Origin of the sequence: Pseudoalteromonas sp. MMG012 (assembly GCF_018100875.1) — a bacterium.
In the GTDB taxonomy this organism is placed as follows: domain Bacteria; phylum Pseudomonadota; class Gammaproteobacteria; order Enterobacterales; family Alteromonadaceae; genus Pseudoalteromonas; species Pseudoalteromonas aurantia.
Map to the genome: position 1 here is coordinate 22,014 of NZ_JAGJEF010000054.1, position 14,826 is coordinate 36,839.

Annotated in this window: 11 protein-coding genes; 6 read left to right on the forward strand and 5 right to left on the reverse strand. The window is 41.7% G+C overall.

The window, feature by feature from the left end:
• Positions 1 to 51: 51 nt before the first annotated feature.
• A complete protein-coding gene (locus J8L97_RS16380) occupies positions 52 to 2,013 on the forward strand; it encodes a transcriptional regulator (RefSeq protein WP_211051299.1) in 1,962 nt (653 codons plus the stop codon).
• Positions 2,014 to 2,031: 18 nt separating this feature from the next.
• Here the strand turns inward: J8L97_RS16380 and J8L97_RS16385 are convergent, their stop codons facing one another.
• The gene (locus J8L97_RS16385) at positions 2,032 to 3,147 is read right to left on the reverse strand and encodes a PleD family two-component system response regulator (protein WP_211051301.1); all 1,116 of its coding nucleotides are present in this window, start codon (positions 3,145 to 3,147) and stop codon (positions 2,032 to 2,034) included.
• A gap of 553 nt (positions 3,148 to 3,700) precedes the next feature.
• Here J8L97_RS16385 and hpf point away from each other — a divergent pair.
• Both hpf and glsB read left to right on the forward strand, forming a co-directional pair.
• Entirely contained in the window at positions 3,701 to 4,057 is a 357-nt protein-coding gene (gene hpf / locus J8L97_RS16390) for a ribosome hibernation-promoting factor, HPF/YfiA family (protein ID WP_192506497.1), read from the forward strand.
• 94 nt (positions 4,058 to 4,151) lie between these two features.
• Positions 4,152 to 5,069, forward strand: coding sequence for a glutaminase B (glsB, locus tag J8L97_RS16395; protein ID WP_211051320.1), 918 nt, complete (start codon positions 4,152 to 4,154; stop codon positions 5,067 to 5,069).
• 30 nt (positions 5,070 to 5,099) lie between these two features.
• On the opposite strand, the gene J8L97_RS16400 is transcribed toward glsB, so the two are convergent.
• Entirely contained in the window at positions 5,100 to 6,404 is a 1,305-nt protein-coding gene (locus J8L97_RS16400) for an inosine/guanosine kinase (RefSeq protein ID WP_192506499.1), read from the reverse strand.
• Positions 6,405 to 6,561: 157 nt separating this feature from the next.
• On the opposite strand from J8L97_RS16400, the gene tadA reads away from it, so the two are divergent.
• Complete coding sequence (gene tadA, locus J8L97_RS16405) at positions 6,562 to 7,065, forward strand: tRNA adenosine(34) deaminase TadA (protein WP_192506500.1); 504 nt, start codon at positions 6,562 to 6,564, stop codon at positions 7,063 to 7,065.
• Here tadA and J8L97_RS16410 read toward each other — a convergent pair.
• Positions 7,056 to 7,214 carry a hypothetical protein gene (locus J8L97_RS16410; protein WP_192506501.1) on the reverse strand — a complete coding sequence of 53 codons (159 nt, stop codon included), beginning with the start codon at positions 7,212 to 7,214 and terminating at the stop codon, positions 7,056 to 7,058. The genes tadA and J8L97_RS16410 overlap by 10 nt on opposite strands.
• A 93-nt stretch (positions 7,215 to 7,307) precedes the next feature.
• Entirely contained in the window at positions 7,308 to 8,657 is a 1,350-nt protein-coding gene (mltF, locus tag J8L97_RS16415; RefSeq protein WP_409455170.1) for a membrane-bound lytic murein transglycosylase MltF, read from the reverse strand.
• A gap of 244 nt (positions 8,658 to 8,901) precedes the next feature.
• Here mltF and purL point away from each other — a divergent pair, with 244 nt between their 5' ends.
• Positions 8,902 to 12,786, forward strand: coding sequence for a phosphoribosylformylglycinamidine synthase (purL, locus tag J8L97_RS16420; RefSeq protein WP_211051308.1), 3,885 nt, complete (start codon positions 8,902 to 8,904; stop codon positions 12,784 to 12,786).
• Between the two features lie 625 nt (positions 12,787 to 13,411).
• Here the strand turns inward: purL and J8L97_RS16425 are convergent.
• Positions 13,412 to 13,720, reverse strand: a complete 309-nt coding sequence (locus J8L97_RS16425; protein ID WP_211051311.1) for a monooxygenase — start codon at positions 13,718 to 13,720, stop codon at positions 13,412 to 13,414.
• Between the two features lie 140 nt (positions 13,721 to 13,860).
• Here J8L97_RS16425 and J8L97_RS16430 point away from each other — a divergent pair, with 140 nt between their 5' ends.
• Complete coding sequence (locus tag J8L97_RS16430) at positions 13,861 to 14,772, forward strand: LysR family transcriptional regulator (RefSeq protein WP_211051314.1); 912 nt, start codon at positions 13,861 to 13,863, stop codon at positions 14,770 to 14,772.
• Positions 14,773 to 14,826 lie beyond the last annotated feature (54 nt).

The window sequence follows — 14,826 nt, forward strand, 5'->3', positions numbered from 1 at the left end:
ACCCATTTAAAGATTAATCTATCAACTAATGACAGTTGCTATAAAATAATAATGATTAATTTTTTAAACTTTCAATTTGATGTAGAGCAAGGTTTACTTTCCCAAGAACAGCAGTTTGTTTCATTGAACCATACCCAAATACAGTTACTTACTTTACTGATTAGTGAGCCAGCAAGGGTGTTTAGTAAAGAGGAAATATTGGCATCAGTATGGCAACACAAAGTGGTGTCAGAACAAGTCATATTTCAAAACATCAGTCAGTTACGTGCGTTACTGGGTGAAAGTGCCATTAGAACCTTTCCTAAAAAAGGTTATCAATGGAATATCCCTTTAGAAGATATAGGCAATGTACATTCAATAACGAAACCAGAGTCTGCGTCTATTGAATTAAACAGCGTAAGACCTGCAACGAACAAAATAGAGCCATTATCCGTTAAGTTAAGCAACGCAACACCTTTAAGTTGTGAAGATAAGAGTGCGAGTTATAAGAAGCGCTCTTATAACTCGTTTGTTTATGCTGGGGTTATACTTTGTATCAGTTTATTTTTCATTATATACATTTCAGCAAGTAGCGTATTTAATGGCAAGCATTTTGTTGATTCTCAGTTTGATAGTGTATTTTTACCACTTACTTTACAAAGCAATAAAAAATTGGCTCAAGAAACTGAGCAATTAAATCAATTACTGAGTAGTGAATTTAATATACCGAGTAATAAACTAGAACATGTGAATGAAGGGCAGTTTTTTAACTCGCCTTACATGACTTATCATACGCTGCAAAAGGATAACACGGCGCTTTTGTTTTCGGGCACACTGTATGAAAATTATAATGAAGCCACTAAGCTATTTCAGCCCTATATGTTTGAGCTTTTAATACAAGGTTATGAACGGCAATGGGTCAGTTATTTATACGCGCAAGATATGACTGAGTTGAGTGGTAAAGTCATAGAACAAATGCGTATATTGAGTAACTCTCGTTATTTTATTCAACAGCGAAGTGCGAATGTTTCTGCAGAGTTAGTGTTATTAAATGGCCAGTTCCCACTAAACTTAAGTGTGCTACAAAAACTAGCTGAACGGTTTATAGATGAAGACAAGTTTGATGCTGCTGATGGTTACATAGAGCAGCTTTTAACATTAAGTGCGGAACGACAACATGCCTTGTATTATGCTTATGGCAAGTGGCTAAAAGGTGCGTTATTTGCCGCAAAAGGCAAGCAAGCGCTGGCACTGGCATTTTATGAGCAGGCGAATACGCTATTCTCAGACACTTTGCTATATGGTTTACAAAGTGAGGTGAATAAATCACTTGCTGATTTGGCTCATGACAACCGTGACTATGACAAAGTCAAAGCGTATTTATATGCAGCAGCCAGCTTAGCGCGTTTAGCAAGAAAACCGGTACAGGAAATTCGTGCATATACGTTGTTGTCAATTAAGGCGCGTAAATTTGGCTTTGACAAAGCCAGTTATGATCACCTTTATCAAGCCAAAACGTTATTGGCTGAATATGAACTGGATGGTTCTCACTATATGCTGCCCTTTTATCACTTTGCTTTATTTGCAGCGACTACTGAGGAGAAACAGCACTTTTTTCATGAAGTATTACGAATGCCAGTTACACCAGACAATGAATGGGTTTTTTTTAGCGCTGTCGAGGCCTTAAGTAAGCTATATCTAAGAGAAAATAACTTTAGTGCTGCAAAAGCAGTGATTGATCAAGTTAAGAAACCAGCGTTAAAGGCTTACTTAGATGCACAATATCATCAAGCAAATGGCGATGTTCCTCAGGCTATATTGTCAGCGCAAGATGCGTTTAATTTTAGCCGTACACAACATACACTGTGGCTCAGTTTAAATAGTGCCTTATTATTATTAGAGCTTGCAAATACGACGCACAACTTAGAAGTGTCAGAGTATCGCGTTTTTATTGAGTCGAATGCTAATCTTAGCTGGTTACAATGGCGTCAAGCGCGTTTAGCTCAGGTCGGTATAGCAGTACCAGCGTCGTGAGTTAAACCATTGGTGCTTTTAAAACAGTACATTGTTAGAATCTTGAGGGTTTTCTTTAAAGAGAAAGCGTAGTTCGTGTGGTGGTTTTTTTAGGGTACCTAATAAGGTGGTTACCTTCTCGGCATTACCATTAAAGTTGTGAATGAGTTGGTAAAGATCATCACCAGAGTCTGTAATGAGTTTATCTAAGTCACTTTCATCTTGTAAATCAAACTGAGACACCAACCCAGACTCAAAAAGCTGAGACTTTAAGTGGCTTTTCGAATTATTAACCGAGCTCTGAATACTGTCTAAAATGGCTTTGTTATGGGTTTCAATTGATAGGATCTGCGCGACCAAGCTGGCTTGACGCATAATATGCGTAATGGCCATTTCAAGTGCATCCATTAGGTGTGCAATAACATCTAATTGTTCACCAACATTCTTAGCTAAAAACGCCACTGATTGCCAATTAAAAATAACCGCCCCTTGAGCAAGCTTATGAATATGGTCCAGATCTTTGTGGTGGCTCAGTAGTTCTTTTTCTAGTTTGGCAACGTGATTGGATGAGCTAACGGTGTTTTTAGTCTGTTTAAAGTGAATTACACCATTGAGGTTTAATGAGTGCACAGTATTGAGTAATACTTGTGTTAGGCTTTTCATATCAGCACAATAATGGCTAGCCTGCATAAATAAGCTTATGGCCTTCATGTAGGCGTTTTGTTTTTGTAAATCAAGTAACAGAGACTCCGTTTCGTCAATGGTATCGAGTGCTTCATAGTGTTGCTGTTCAGCCGTAAGAATGGCTTCAACTTTAATTTTAATTTCATCTGGGTGTACTGTTTTAGAGATGAAATCGTTGGCGCCTATTTCGTAAGCTTTGATATGGCCATCAACGGAAGTGAGGCTAGAAATAAACACGATGGGTGTTGTTTGCATGACCTGCATATTTCTAAGTTGCGTACATACTTCAAACCCAGAAATCCCAGTCATAACCACATCAAGCAGAATTAAGTCAGGTTTAAAAGCTTGTGCACGTTCTACACCTTGCTCACCTGAGCACGCAACATCTACCGTGAAATGAGCAAAGGTTTTTTGTAATAACGTGCGGTAGAAATCTTCATCGTCAATAATTAGAATTCGTGGTGGTGTCACAGGCTTGTCCTAATGTATGAAGGTCACAGATTTATTCAATATAGTGCAAACAAGGATAAATGAAACTTTATCACCCATGCAGGTAATTTTAATTGTATTTATATACGTAACCTCAGCTCTGGATAAGCGAATTTGCCCAATAAAGCTAATTTTTCTCACTCTCGGGGTTGCTTTCATTTGTAATAGCCCGCTATTACTGCATAAAAGCGCCTTGATATTGCACAAAATATCATCATTGGATTGTACGTAAGTTTGTTTTCAAAACATTTTCTATTCCAAAACCCTTATCTAAACCTGAGGTTAAGTAATAATTGTTGGAGGTGTAAGTATCGATTGATTAGGGAGTGCAGCAATGGAGGCGTCATATATCAGTGATGATTGAATGTTGCGTATTTCGAACTAACCGAATGATTTTCATTAATAAGGTGTAACATTGAACTATGACCTAAGTCATGAGTTTGCAATTTATTAAAAATATCTTACATTTTGATCTTGAGTATTCTGAGAATGGCCTCAATACTATTAGTGAGGTAAGCAAAAAAAAGGATACCCTATGAAAATTAATCTTTCAGGCCACCACGTAGATGTTACTGATTCAGTGAAAAGCCACGTCCAAGAAAAGTTTGCCAAAATAGCGAGTCACTTTCCTTCACTGTTGTCGATTGACATAATTATCAGTAACGAGCATAAAAAGTTTTACACTGAAATTACAACTACCTATTCAGGTGTGAGTATTTCAGTCAAAGGTGAGAATGAAGTAATGTACCCGGCGATCGCAAGTGCAGCAAAAAAATTAGATGCCGCACTTAAACATCGTAAAGGTCAGTTAAAAGCCAATTTACATGCAAAGCCTGTTAGCACAACACCGGAAATAGCACACGAAATCATCCAGGAAATGGAATTACGTTAAGCTGAGATAAATCTCGACATTTAAGATGAATAGGGCCTAGATAGGTCCTTTTTTTATGTTAGACTCGGCTTCTTTTCACTTTTTAATAAAAACTATGGCTGATTATCAAGCAGTATTAGATCGAGTCATTGATCATATAAAGCCCTTACTGTATCAAGGCACTGTCGCCGGCTACATACCTGCGCTTGCAGAGCAAAGCTTAGGGCAGTTCTCAATTGCAATTCAAACCAATGATGGTCAAAGCTTCAGTGCAGGTGATATTGACGCACGTTTTACAGTGCAGTCTGTATCAAAAGTAATGACCTTAACCTTGGCACTACAACGCTACGGTGATGAGTTATGGCAGCGTGTGGGAAAAGAGCCTTCAGGTACCGCTTTTAATTCACTGACTCAATTAGAGTTCGAAAATGGCTTACCAAGAAATCCATTTATTAATGCTGGGGCAATCGTGACGTGCGACGCCTTATATTCTCGCTTAGGTGCGCCAATTCATACAATGTTAGAGCATTATCGCGCACAATCAGGCAATGACAAAGTTAAAATAAATAAACGAGTTGCACAGTCTGAATTTGAGCATCGGTATAGAAATGCGGCGATGGCTTATTTGATGAAGTCATTCGGTAACTTTAACAATGACGTAGAAGAAGTGTTGTGGTCTTATTTTAATTATTGTGCGATTGAACTAGATTGTGTGGAGCTGGCTAAGACCTTTTCATACTTATCAAATCAAGGTTATTGCCAACACAGTAAACAACAGTTATTGACAGCTAAGCAAACGAAGCAATTAAACTCGTTATTATTTACCAGTGGTTTGTATGATGCAGCGGGAGATTTTGCGTATCGTGTTGGTATGCCGGGTAAATCAGGCGTGGCGGGTGGTATTATTGCGGTGTTGCCAAATCAGTTTACGGTGGCTGTATGGTCACCTGGACTTGATAAGGTTGGCAATTCTGTGGCAGGTATTGCCGCACTCGAATTCTTAAGTGAAGAACTCGGCACGGCCATTTTTTAACTTGAGCTCAGTGTTTTTTCTTACTGGGTATCATTTATCCCAGTAAGAAGTTTCCAGTGAATCTTCACGTTCAGGTAATCCACGAGAAAGACGTGGAGAGTGCTGTACCAATACTTCATAGCTTGCTCGGTTAGCGTATTTACTAATTTGTGCAAGAGACGAGTAAGTGATGGCTGCTTGTTCATGCTTTGCCGAGTTTGGCACATTCAGTTTGTGATACTCGTTCGCAGATAAGTCATGTAAAACGGCCGCTAGCGCACAATCACCTGCCCCATTGGTATTTTTAATGGTATCTGGGCCACCCATATAAGGTGCAGTATGACTATAAGCACGAATTGGGTTTGGGCAATCAGCTTTCCGCATCGCACGTGAGAATTCGTACTGGTTAAATTCAGGAATAGCACCAGGTAATAAAGGGTATTCAGTTTCACGTTTTACGCTGTCTTCAACATAACCTGCCATAAATAAGCCTTTGGGCCCAGCTGTACAGATAACCAAATCAACCCAATCAAGCGCTTTATCGGCAGCAAGTAGCGGATCAGAGAAACCTGTAATCGCTTCACCTTCCTCTTCATTCATTGCTAAAATATCGACATGCTTTGCGACAAATTCAGCCCACCAACTAGGGTCTTGTTCGATTAAGAACTTAGTGCCTAAAGTCAATACCACAGGTACACCAGCTTGGTTCGCATATTCAACCGCTTGCATGGTTGCTTGCGTCATTGTTTCATCACCAGTGGTACGCATTAAATATGCGCTAATCACCAAGGCTGACGCATCTTGGATCAAGCTTTGTGAAATAGACTCAGGACGCAGATAGTTCATTAATCCAGCGCTGATAGCAAATGTGCGTTCGCCACTGTCATCAATCAATGTAAAGCAACGACCAATAGGGCCATCAACAGGTTGTAAGTGATCAAGGTCAACACGGCTAGATGTATTACATAAAAACTTATAAGCGTAACTACCTATATTGATATTTTCACTCATTACGCCAAGTAGTACTGAGCGATCATCTGCAAGCACTGAGTAATTGTGCATGGTATTACCAATGGTGCCACCAGCAAACTCGTAATCAACCATATCTTCGCGCTTTAAACGCTCGTATAACGCATTGGTAATATCACTGGCTATCACTTGCGACATACCACGCTGCAGGCCAAATTCATCAAGAAAGGCTTGATCTACTTTGGCTTCAATATCTACGACAATTTGGTCAATGCCACATATATAGCTGCGTTTTAATCTGTCGTCATTGCCCAATTGGTTTATTAGAGGGTCTTTTTCTTCCACTGGAAAATAGTGTTTATGCCTACGGCGTCCCGGAAATTTCATGTTATACCCGTGTGTTTGAGCTCAAGAAATAAAAAAAGCGGCGAATTATAGCGTAAGTGTGCCGTGTTGAGCCACGTCATTTTGGTAATTTTAGCAATAATATGTGGTATATTTGCTCTTGACGAATCCTTATTAATAGTAGCACGACATAAAATTCATGACGGAATTAGAGCAAGATCAATATTGGATGGCACAGGCGTTGGCTTATGCTGATCAAGCTGAGCAGCAAAATGAGATACCGGTGGGCGCACTTATTGTAAAAGACAATCAATTAATTGCGACAGGGTGGAATCAGTCTATTTGCCAGCATGACCCATCAGCACATGCAGAAATGCAAGCCGTGAGAGAAGCTGGCAAAGTACTCGAAAATTATCGTTTGGTTGACTGTACTTTATATGTCACGTTAGAGCCTTGCCCCATGTGTGCGGGGTTACTCGTACACAGTCGTTTAAAACGCTTAGTATTTGGCGCGCCGGATGCTAAAACAGGTGCAGCGGGGTCAGTGATGAATATCGTTAATGAACCTAAATTGAATCACCAAGTAGAGGTAACGCAGGGCGTACTTGCTGAGTTGTGTGCAGAAAAACTGTCAAACTTTTTTAAACGTCGTAGAAAAGAGATTAAAGCGGCTAAAAAAGCAAAGCAAGCGACTCAAGGCTGAGCCGCAATTTCTTCCATTTGTTGTTGCGCAAATAGTTTACGACGTAATAACACTTTTTTGTGGTTATTTTTCATAATAACCCGGCGGCGATTCGCCTGAGAATGTTGGGTGTTTCGTTTAAATTGGTGAGTTCGACGTCTTCTAAGCATCGGCACCTCCTTATTTGTGAGAGAAAAAACACATATGGCAGAATTGCAGGGATGTATTGCAATCGCATGACACTCGCATCGAAAAGATGCATTTTATTTGCCAGCTTTTGTATCAAGCGCTCCGTTTTCATCTAACCATATCAGCGCGTCGTAATATCGACGGATGTTGTTAACATACTGAACGGCAACATCGCCACGCGCATATCCATATCTGGTCTTTCGATAGTAGCGTTTTTTGATTAGAAGGGGTAGTCGTTTTTTTACCTCTGCCCAGCTGTCTGGATCACCCATTTGCTGTTTGGTAATTTTCCTCGCATCGTTGACATGCCCCCAACCAACATTGTACGACGCCAATGCAAACCATGTCCTATCAGGTTGACCGATGCTTTTCGGAATTCGTTTCAATAATTTTTGTAAATACTTAGCGCCTCCCCGAATATTTTGCTCAGGTTTAAGGCGGTTTGTGACACCCACTTGCTTGGCTGTTGGCTGGGTGAGCATCATTATGCCTCGCACACCTGTAGGCGACTTAGCACGCGGATTCCACATAGACTCTTGATAGCTTAAAGCGGCAAGTAAGCGCCAATCAAGTGGGCTGGCGTATTGTTCAAACCAAGCACGGTATTTTGGTAATGTTTTACGGGTGGCTTTAACGAATGACAGAGTATTCACATAATTAAATTCATTAACATGACCAAAATACTTTTCTTCTAAGGTGTAGAGGGTTTTGTCGTGTGCAACGGTATTAAAAAATGGCAATAGCAGTGCATAGAGCGAGTCATCGCTATCGTTTCTTAGTACCCACGCGACTTGATCTGAATGCGTAACAGAAAACCCAATGCTGATATTGGGATGGTAACGTCGAAACAGAGCAAGGGTATGAGAGTCGGCAATGGTAAACTGAATTTCTTCATCTATCACGCCTTGTAGTAGCTCTTCTTCATCGAGATGGGAGGTTGTTTGCCATTCTAAGCTAGGGTATTCGTATTGTGCCTGCTCAAGAGATAAGGCATGGTTAGAATCATTGAGTACCACAATCGGTTCGTCAATGTCGGCAAAACTGCGAGGTCGAGTACGGCCCTGTTTATAAACGAGTTTCTGGCTTACTTCTCGATAGGTTGGACCAAAGCGGTAAGCGCGTTGTGGATGGTAACTCAGTCCTGAAGCGGCTAAATCCAAATCGCCTTTGTCTAAGCGAGCAAATAACTCAGACAAACTGAAAAAAGGCACTATTTGTAACTCAACGCCTAAGTATTGCGCAAATTGATGACTGAGCTCATATTCAAAGCCTTGTTCACCTTGTTGCGATTGAAAGTAGTTACTTGGACCCACCAAAGTGCCAACTTTAATTACTTGCTGTTCCTTAATTCTTTCTAATTGATTGGGAGGTGTTTTATCACAGCCAGCAATTGCCAGTACTATGACAATCGTTAGATACGTCATTAATTGCTGCATTTTATGGCCTTTTAGCGAGGTTCTGTGCACTACGTTATCGAAATTACCGACTGAAAGCAAAACTCCCAGTACCTTGTTTTGTATACAACAAACACAGATTTTGCGAGGCAGTGCAAATGAGGGCACGGATTTTTTACGAGTTTTGACAATTTTGGGTTAAACCTAACCGCTATTTCTACTATAATGGCGACCCAAAATATCGTTCAATCCCTAACCCCGGATGAAAATACCTATGTTGATCTTACGTGGTGCACCTGCACTGTCTGATTTTAGAGTTCAAAAAATCCTTAAAAGCTGCGTTGACGCGAACCTACCTATCACAGGTATTTATGCTGAATTCATGCATTTTGCTGATTTAACAAGTGAACTATCTGAAGCCGAATTGGTTAAGTTAAACAAGCTGTTGGAGTATGGTCCGACAATCGCTGAGCATGAGCCAGCGGGTCAGTTAATTTTGGTTACACCTCGTCCAGGCACGATTTCACCTTGGGCGTCAAAAGCAACCGATATTGCAAACAACTGTGGCTTAAGCCAAGTACACCGTGTTGAGCGTGGTATTGCGTATTATGTTGAAGGCGAGTTATCCGCTGAGCAATTATCAGCAACGGCGGCACTATTACACGACCGCATGACTGAAGCCGTGCATTCTGAGCTTGAAAGTGCTGGTAAGTTATTTAGTGTTGATGAACCTAGCCCAATGTCATCGGTTGATATTTTAGGCGGTGGCCGTGAAGCGTTAGCAACAGCAAACGTAGAGCAAGGTTTTGCATTAGCAGATGATGAAATTGACTATTTGGTAGAAAACTTCCAAAAGTTAGGGCGTAATCCGAACGACATCGAATTATTTATGTTTGCGCAAGCAAACTCTGAGCACTGTCGTCATAAGATTTTCAATGCAGATTGGACAATCGACGGTGCTGAACAACCTAAATCATTGTTTAAAATGATTAAGAACACCTTTGAAAATCACCCAGAAAATGTATTGTCGGCATATAAAGACAATGCTGCGGTTATGAAGGGCTCTAAAGCAGGTCGTTTTTTCCCAAATAAAGAGGGTGAGTACACTTATAATCAAGAGAATATTGAAATCTTGATGAAAGTTGAAACTCACAACCACCCAACCGCTATAGCGCCTTTTTCTGGTGCTTCAACGGGCTCTGGTGGTGAAATTCGTGACGAAGGTGCCACTGGCCGTGGTTCTAAGCCAAAAGCGGGCTTAGTGGGCTTTACCGTATCTAACTTGCGTATTCCGGGCTTTGAACAACCTTGGGAAAGCGACTTTGGTAAGCCTGGGCGTATTGTTAACGCATTAGACATTATGACTGAAGGGCCTCTGGGTGGCGCGGCATTTAACAACGAGTTTGGTCGCCCAAATCTACTGGGTTATTTCCGTACTTACGAAGAAAAAGTCACCAGCCACAATGGCGAAGAAGTGCGTGGTTACCACAAGCCAATTATGTTGGCGGGTGGGTTAGGTAATATTCGTACCGACCATGTCCAAAAAGGTGAAATCCCAGTCGGTGCAAAACTGATTGCACTGGGTGGTCCTGCCATGAATATCGGCCTAGGCGGCGGTGCTGCATCGTCAATGGCATCGGGCCAATCTAACGAAGACTTAGACTTTGCTTCGGTACAGCGCGAAAACCCTGAAATGGAACGTCGTTGTCAGGAAGTTATCGATAAATGTTGGCAGCTTGGTGATGAAAACCCTATTGCCTTTATCCATGATGTGGGCGCGGGTGGTTTATCTAATGCATTCCCTGAATTGGTGGATGATGGTGGCCGTGGTGGTAAATTCCAACTACGTAACATTCCAAACGATGAGCCGGGTATGGCACCACACGAAATCTGGTGTAACGAATCGCAAGAACGTTATGTATTAGCAGTAGGCGTTGAAGACTTTGACCGTTTTGAAGCCATTTGTAAGCGTGAACGTGCACAATATGCGGTAATTGGTGAAGCTACTGAAGAGCGTCATCTAACCGTTGCTGATAGCCACTTTGACAACAATCCAGTGGATTTACCGCTGGATGTATTGTTAGGTAAAGCGCCTAAAATGCACCGTGATGTGACTTCTCAACAGGTTGAGGGCAGTGCCCTTGAAACTGCTAACATCGATGTAGAAGAGGCTGCAAAGCGTTTATTACGTTTGCCAGCAATTGCTGAAAAAACCTTTTTGATCACCATTGGTGACCGCACCGTAACGGGCTTAGTTGCCCGTGATCAGATGGTTGGCCCGTGGCAAGTACCAGTTGCAAACTGTGCGGTAACAGCGGCAACGTATGATACGTATCATGGTGAAGCAATGTCATTGGGTGAACGTACACCTGCGGCATTACTTAACTATGGTGCATCAGCACGTTTGGCAGTGGCCGAGTCACTGACTAACATCGCAGGAACAAACATTGGCAGCTTAGAGAATATTAAGCTATCAGCTAACTGGATGGCGGCGGCCGGTCACCCTGGTGAAGATGCGGGTCTGTATGAAGCGGTTAAAGCCGTGGGTGAAGAGCTATGCCCTGCACTTGGCTTAACCATTCCGGTTGGTAAAGACTCTATGTCGATGAAAACCAAGTGGGACGAAAATGGCGAAGAAAAATCAGTTACTTCACCATTGTCGTTGATCATTACGGCGTTTGGTCGTGTTGAAGACATTCGTAAAACAGTAACGCCGCAATTACGCACAGATAAAGGTGAAACATCACTTATCTTATTAGATTTAGGTGCTGGTCAAAACCGCATGGGTGCATCAAGCTTGGCGCAAGTTTATAAGCAGCTAGGTGATAAAACACCGGACGTTGACAATCCTGAGTTATTAAAAGGTTTCTACAACGCGATGCAGGCGTTAGTGGCTGATGAAAAGCTACTTGCTTATCATGACCGTTCTGACGGTGGTTTATTTACTACAGTGACGGAAATGGCATTTGCGGGTCACACAGGTGTGACTGTGAACCTAGATGGCTTGGTAGGTAGCGATATTGAAGCGCTTTACAATGAAGAGCTTGGTGGTGTGATTCAAGTGCGTAACAGCGACTTGAGCGCAGTACACGGTGTACTTGCTGCACACGGTTTAACAGCTATCAGCCATGAAATCGGCTCATTAAATAGCGAAGACACGGTGGTATTTAACCGCGCAGGTAAAGCGGTACTGAGTAATACACGTACTGAACTTCGTACTATTTGGGCTGAAACGACCTATCAAATGCAGGCACTTCGTGATAACCCTGAGTGTGCTAAGCAAGAGTTTGATGCTAAATTTGACGCCAAAGACCCAGGTCTAAACGTGAAGTTAAGTTTCGATTTAAACGAAGACATTGCAGCGCCTTATATTGCAACCGGTGCAAAACCACAAATGGCTATCTTGCGTGAGCAAGGGGTTAACTCACATATTGAAATGGCTGCTGCGTTTAACCGCGCTGGATTTGCAGCTGTTGACGTGCACATGAGTGACATTTTAGAAGGCCGTTTAACACTTGAGCAGTTCAAAGGCTTAGTGGCATGTGGTGGTTTCTCATACGGTGATGTATTGGGTGCCGGTGAAGGTTGGGCGAAGTCTATTTTGTTCAATGATATGGCGCGCGAGCAGTTCCAAACCTTCTTCCACCGTGAAGATACATTCAGCTTAGGTGTGTGCAATGGTTGTCAGATGTTGTCAACGGTGAAAGAGCTGATCCCTGGCACTGAGCACTGGCCACGTTTTGTTACTAACAAATCAGAGCGCTTTGAAGCCCGCTTTAGCTTAGTTGAAGTGCAAGAAAGCCCGTCAGTGTTCTTTAAAGGCATGGCGGGTTCTCGTATGCCTATCGCGGTTTCTCATGGTGAAGGTCATGCTGAATTTGCAAATCAGAGTGCAGTAGATACTGCTATTAACTCTGGTACTGTGGCGTTGAAGTTTGTTGATAACTACGGAAACCCAACCACGCAATATCCAAATAACCCGAATGGATCTGTTGAAGGTATTACCGGTATTACCTCGACTGACGGTCGTGCCACTGTAATGATGCCACACCCAGAGCGTGTATTCCGCGCTGTGGCAAACTCATGGCACCCAGATGAGTGGAAAGAAGACAGCCCATGGATGCGCATGTTCCGCAATGCACGTAAGCATGTTGGCTAAATTAACTTAGCGCAATTTATTGTGTTAAAAAGGTCGCTTATGCGGCCTTTTTTTATGTCATATGAAAATATCGTTGGCGAGAGAAAGGTATCAAAGCTGATTACTCTGCAATATCAAGTGTAATGAAAAAATGAAAAAAAGATTGCTTTGAAAAGCGTATTGGTTATCCACGAACTGGAGCTGGTTAGCGGGTGGCCGTTGCAATATTATTTCTCACACTATTGATGATGAGCTGCAAGGAGAGGAGTATATCTTGGTGGATTTTGTAAACCCTAAACAGTTTTAATGTGATCTCGCTGGAGTACTAAAAAGGGGTTGGATTACTTGCTTCATAAGGCATCTCTATAAATAGATAAAAGTACGAAAGGCCATTGGAAGCCCTTTTTGTTTTTTAGTATTAAGCAGAGTAATAAAACTTGTCACTCTGAATTTACTTCAGAGCCTATTCTGAAATTGGTATTAAGGTTCAGATGGACTCTGACTTGCGTCAGCGCGACGGCATTATTAGAGCTAGTTGTGTTAAGTGGGGGAGACAGAGGTAACATTGCTTTTTTTAATAAAGAGAGTGCACAGTTAACAAGCTGCTATTGAGACTTATTAACTGTGATAGCTTATTTTGCGAATATTAAACAGTGAGCGGAGCGTGGTTAATATTTGAGAGTGATTCATTTATGTCGAATATGACTCCTCTAATGTTTGTTATGCCCATTTGTGTCAATCGAGATGAATGCATGTCTAAGTACTGTTGTGCGTTAGAATGTGTATCAAATAAATAGACTCCGCCGCCCAATGATTGCTCGGCATTAAATGTCCAAATTTTCCAAATCACTCCTGGTTCAGCGTTAATCGAATTAGCAAGTTCTCGCATTTTTTCCTGCATGTCAGCATTATTTGATACGGGTAAAGTGAAGTCGACTTGTAGTAGTTTAGGCATTTGAATGCTCCATTAATTGCGTGAATGAGATAACTTGCTGCCACATAAGTGCCTTTACAAGTTAGATGCGTTAATCTTAACTCAGTAAAATGAACCGTAAAGTTCATAATGTTGCCATTAATTGTGAGTAAAATTGACATATGAGATTAAAAACAACATTGGATCAATGGAGCACATTAAGTACGATTGATGAGTTCGGTAGTATTCAAAGTGCGGCGCAAGAAATGCATAAAAGCCACACAACATTAATTTACTCGATAAGAAAACTAGAAGCGCAGCTCGGTGTTGAACTGCTCGAGGTGGTCAATAAACGGGCCGTACTCACGGCGATGGGAAAAACACTGTTGCGCAGCGCTAAACCGATTTTAGATCAAGCTAAAGGGCTTGAAGACATCAGTATGGCATTGTCATTGGGCACTGAATCTGAAGTGGTTGTTTCAATCGATCATTTATGCGATAAAGCGATTTTATATCAGGCGCTTAAAAAGTTTATGCAGCATAATGTCATGACGTCAGTGAAGCTTATTGAAACTTCTTTATCGAGCACGCATGAGGCAGTTGTTGAGCAACGTGCCGATATTGCGATAATTACCTTACCAATAATAAATTTACCAGCCGAGTCGATTGGTGTGACTAGTATGATACCAGTGGTGGCTGCAACACACCCATTGGCCGGTCAAACAGATTTAACAATGGAAGATCTGATTGCACATACGCAAATTGTGCTTCGAGATTTAGGTGTGAGTGAACAAGCAAGCTCGGTAAAGCAGAAAAATGTAGGATGGTTGAAATCGAAAAGGCGGGTCACGGTTGACAATTTTGAGCAAGCCATTACAGCGGTAAAGCATGGTTTAGGTTTTACTCGAATTCCGCAACATATGTTGAATGACACTGTTGACTCTCATTTGACCCAGTTGCGTATACAAGGTGCTGGGTGTTATCAAGTACCACTGCATATTACGTTGCCGAAGGGGTTAAATAGTGGTCCAGCCGCACAAGCGTTATATGATCTAATTGTCACCTCATACGGTCAGGCTAGAGAGGAAATATAACTTAGTGACCGAGTGTTTTCTGGCATCTATGGGATTGTACATCGATTTAGTATG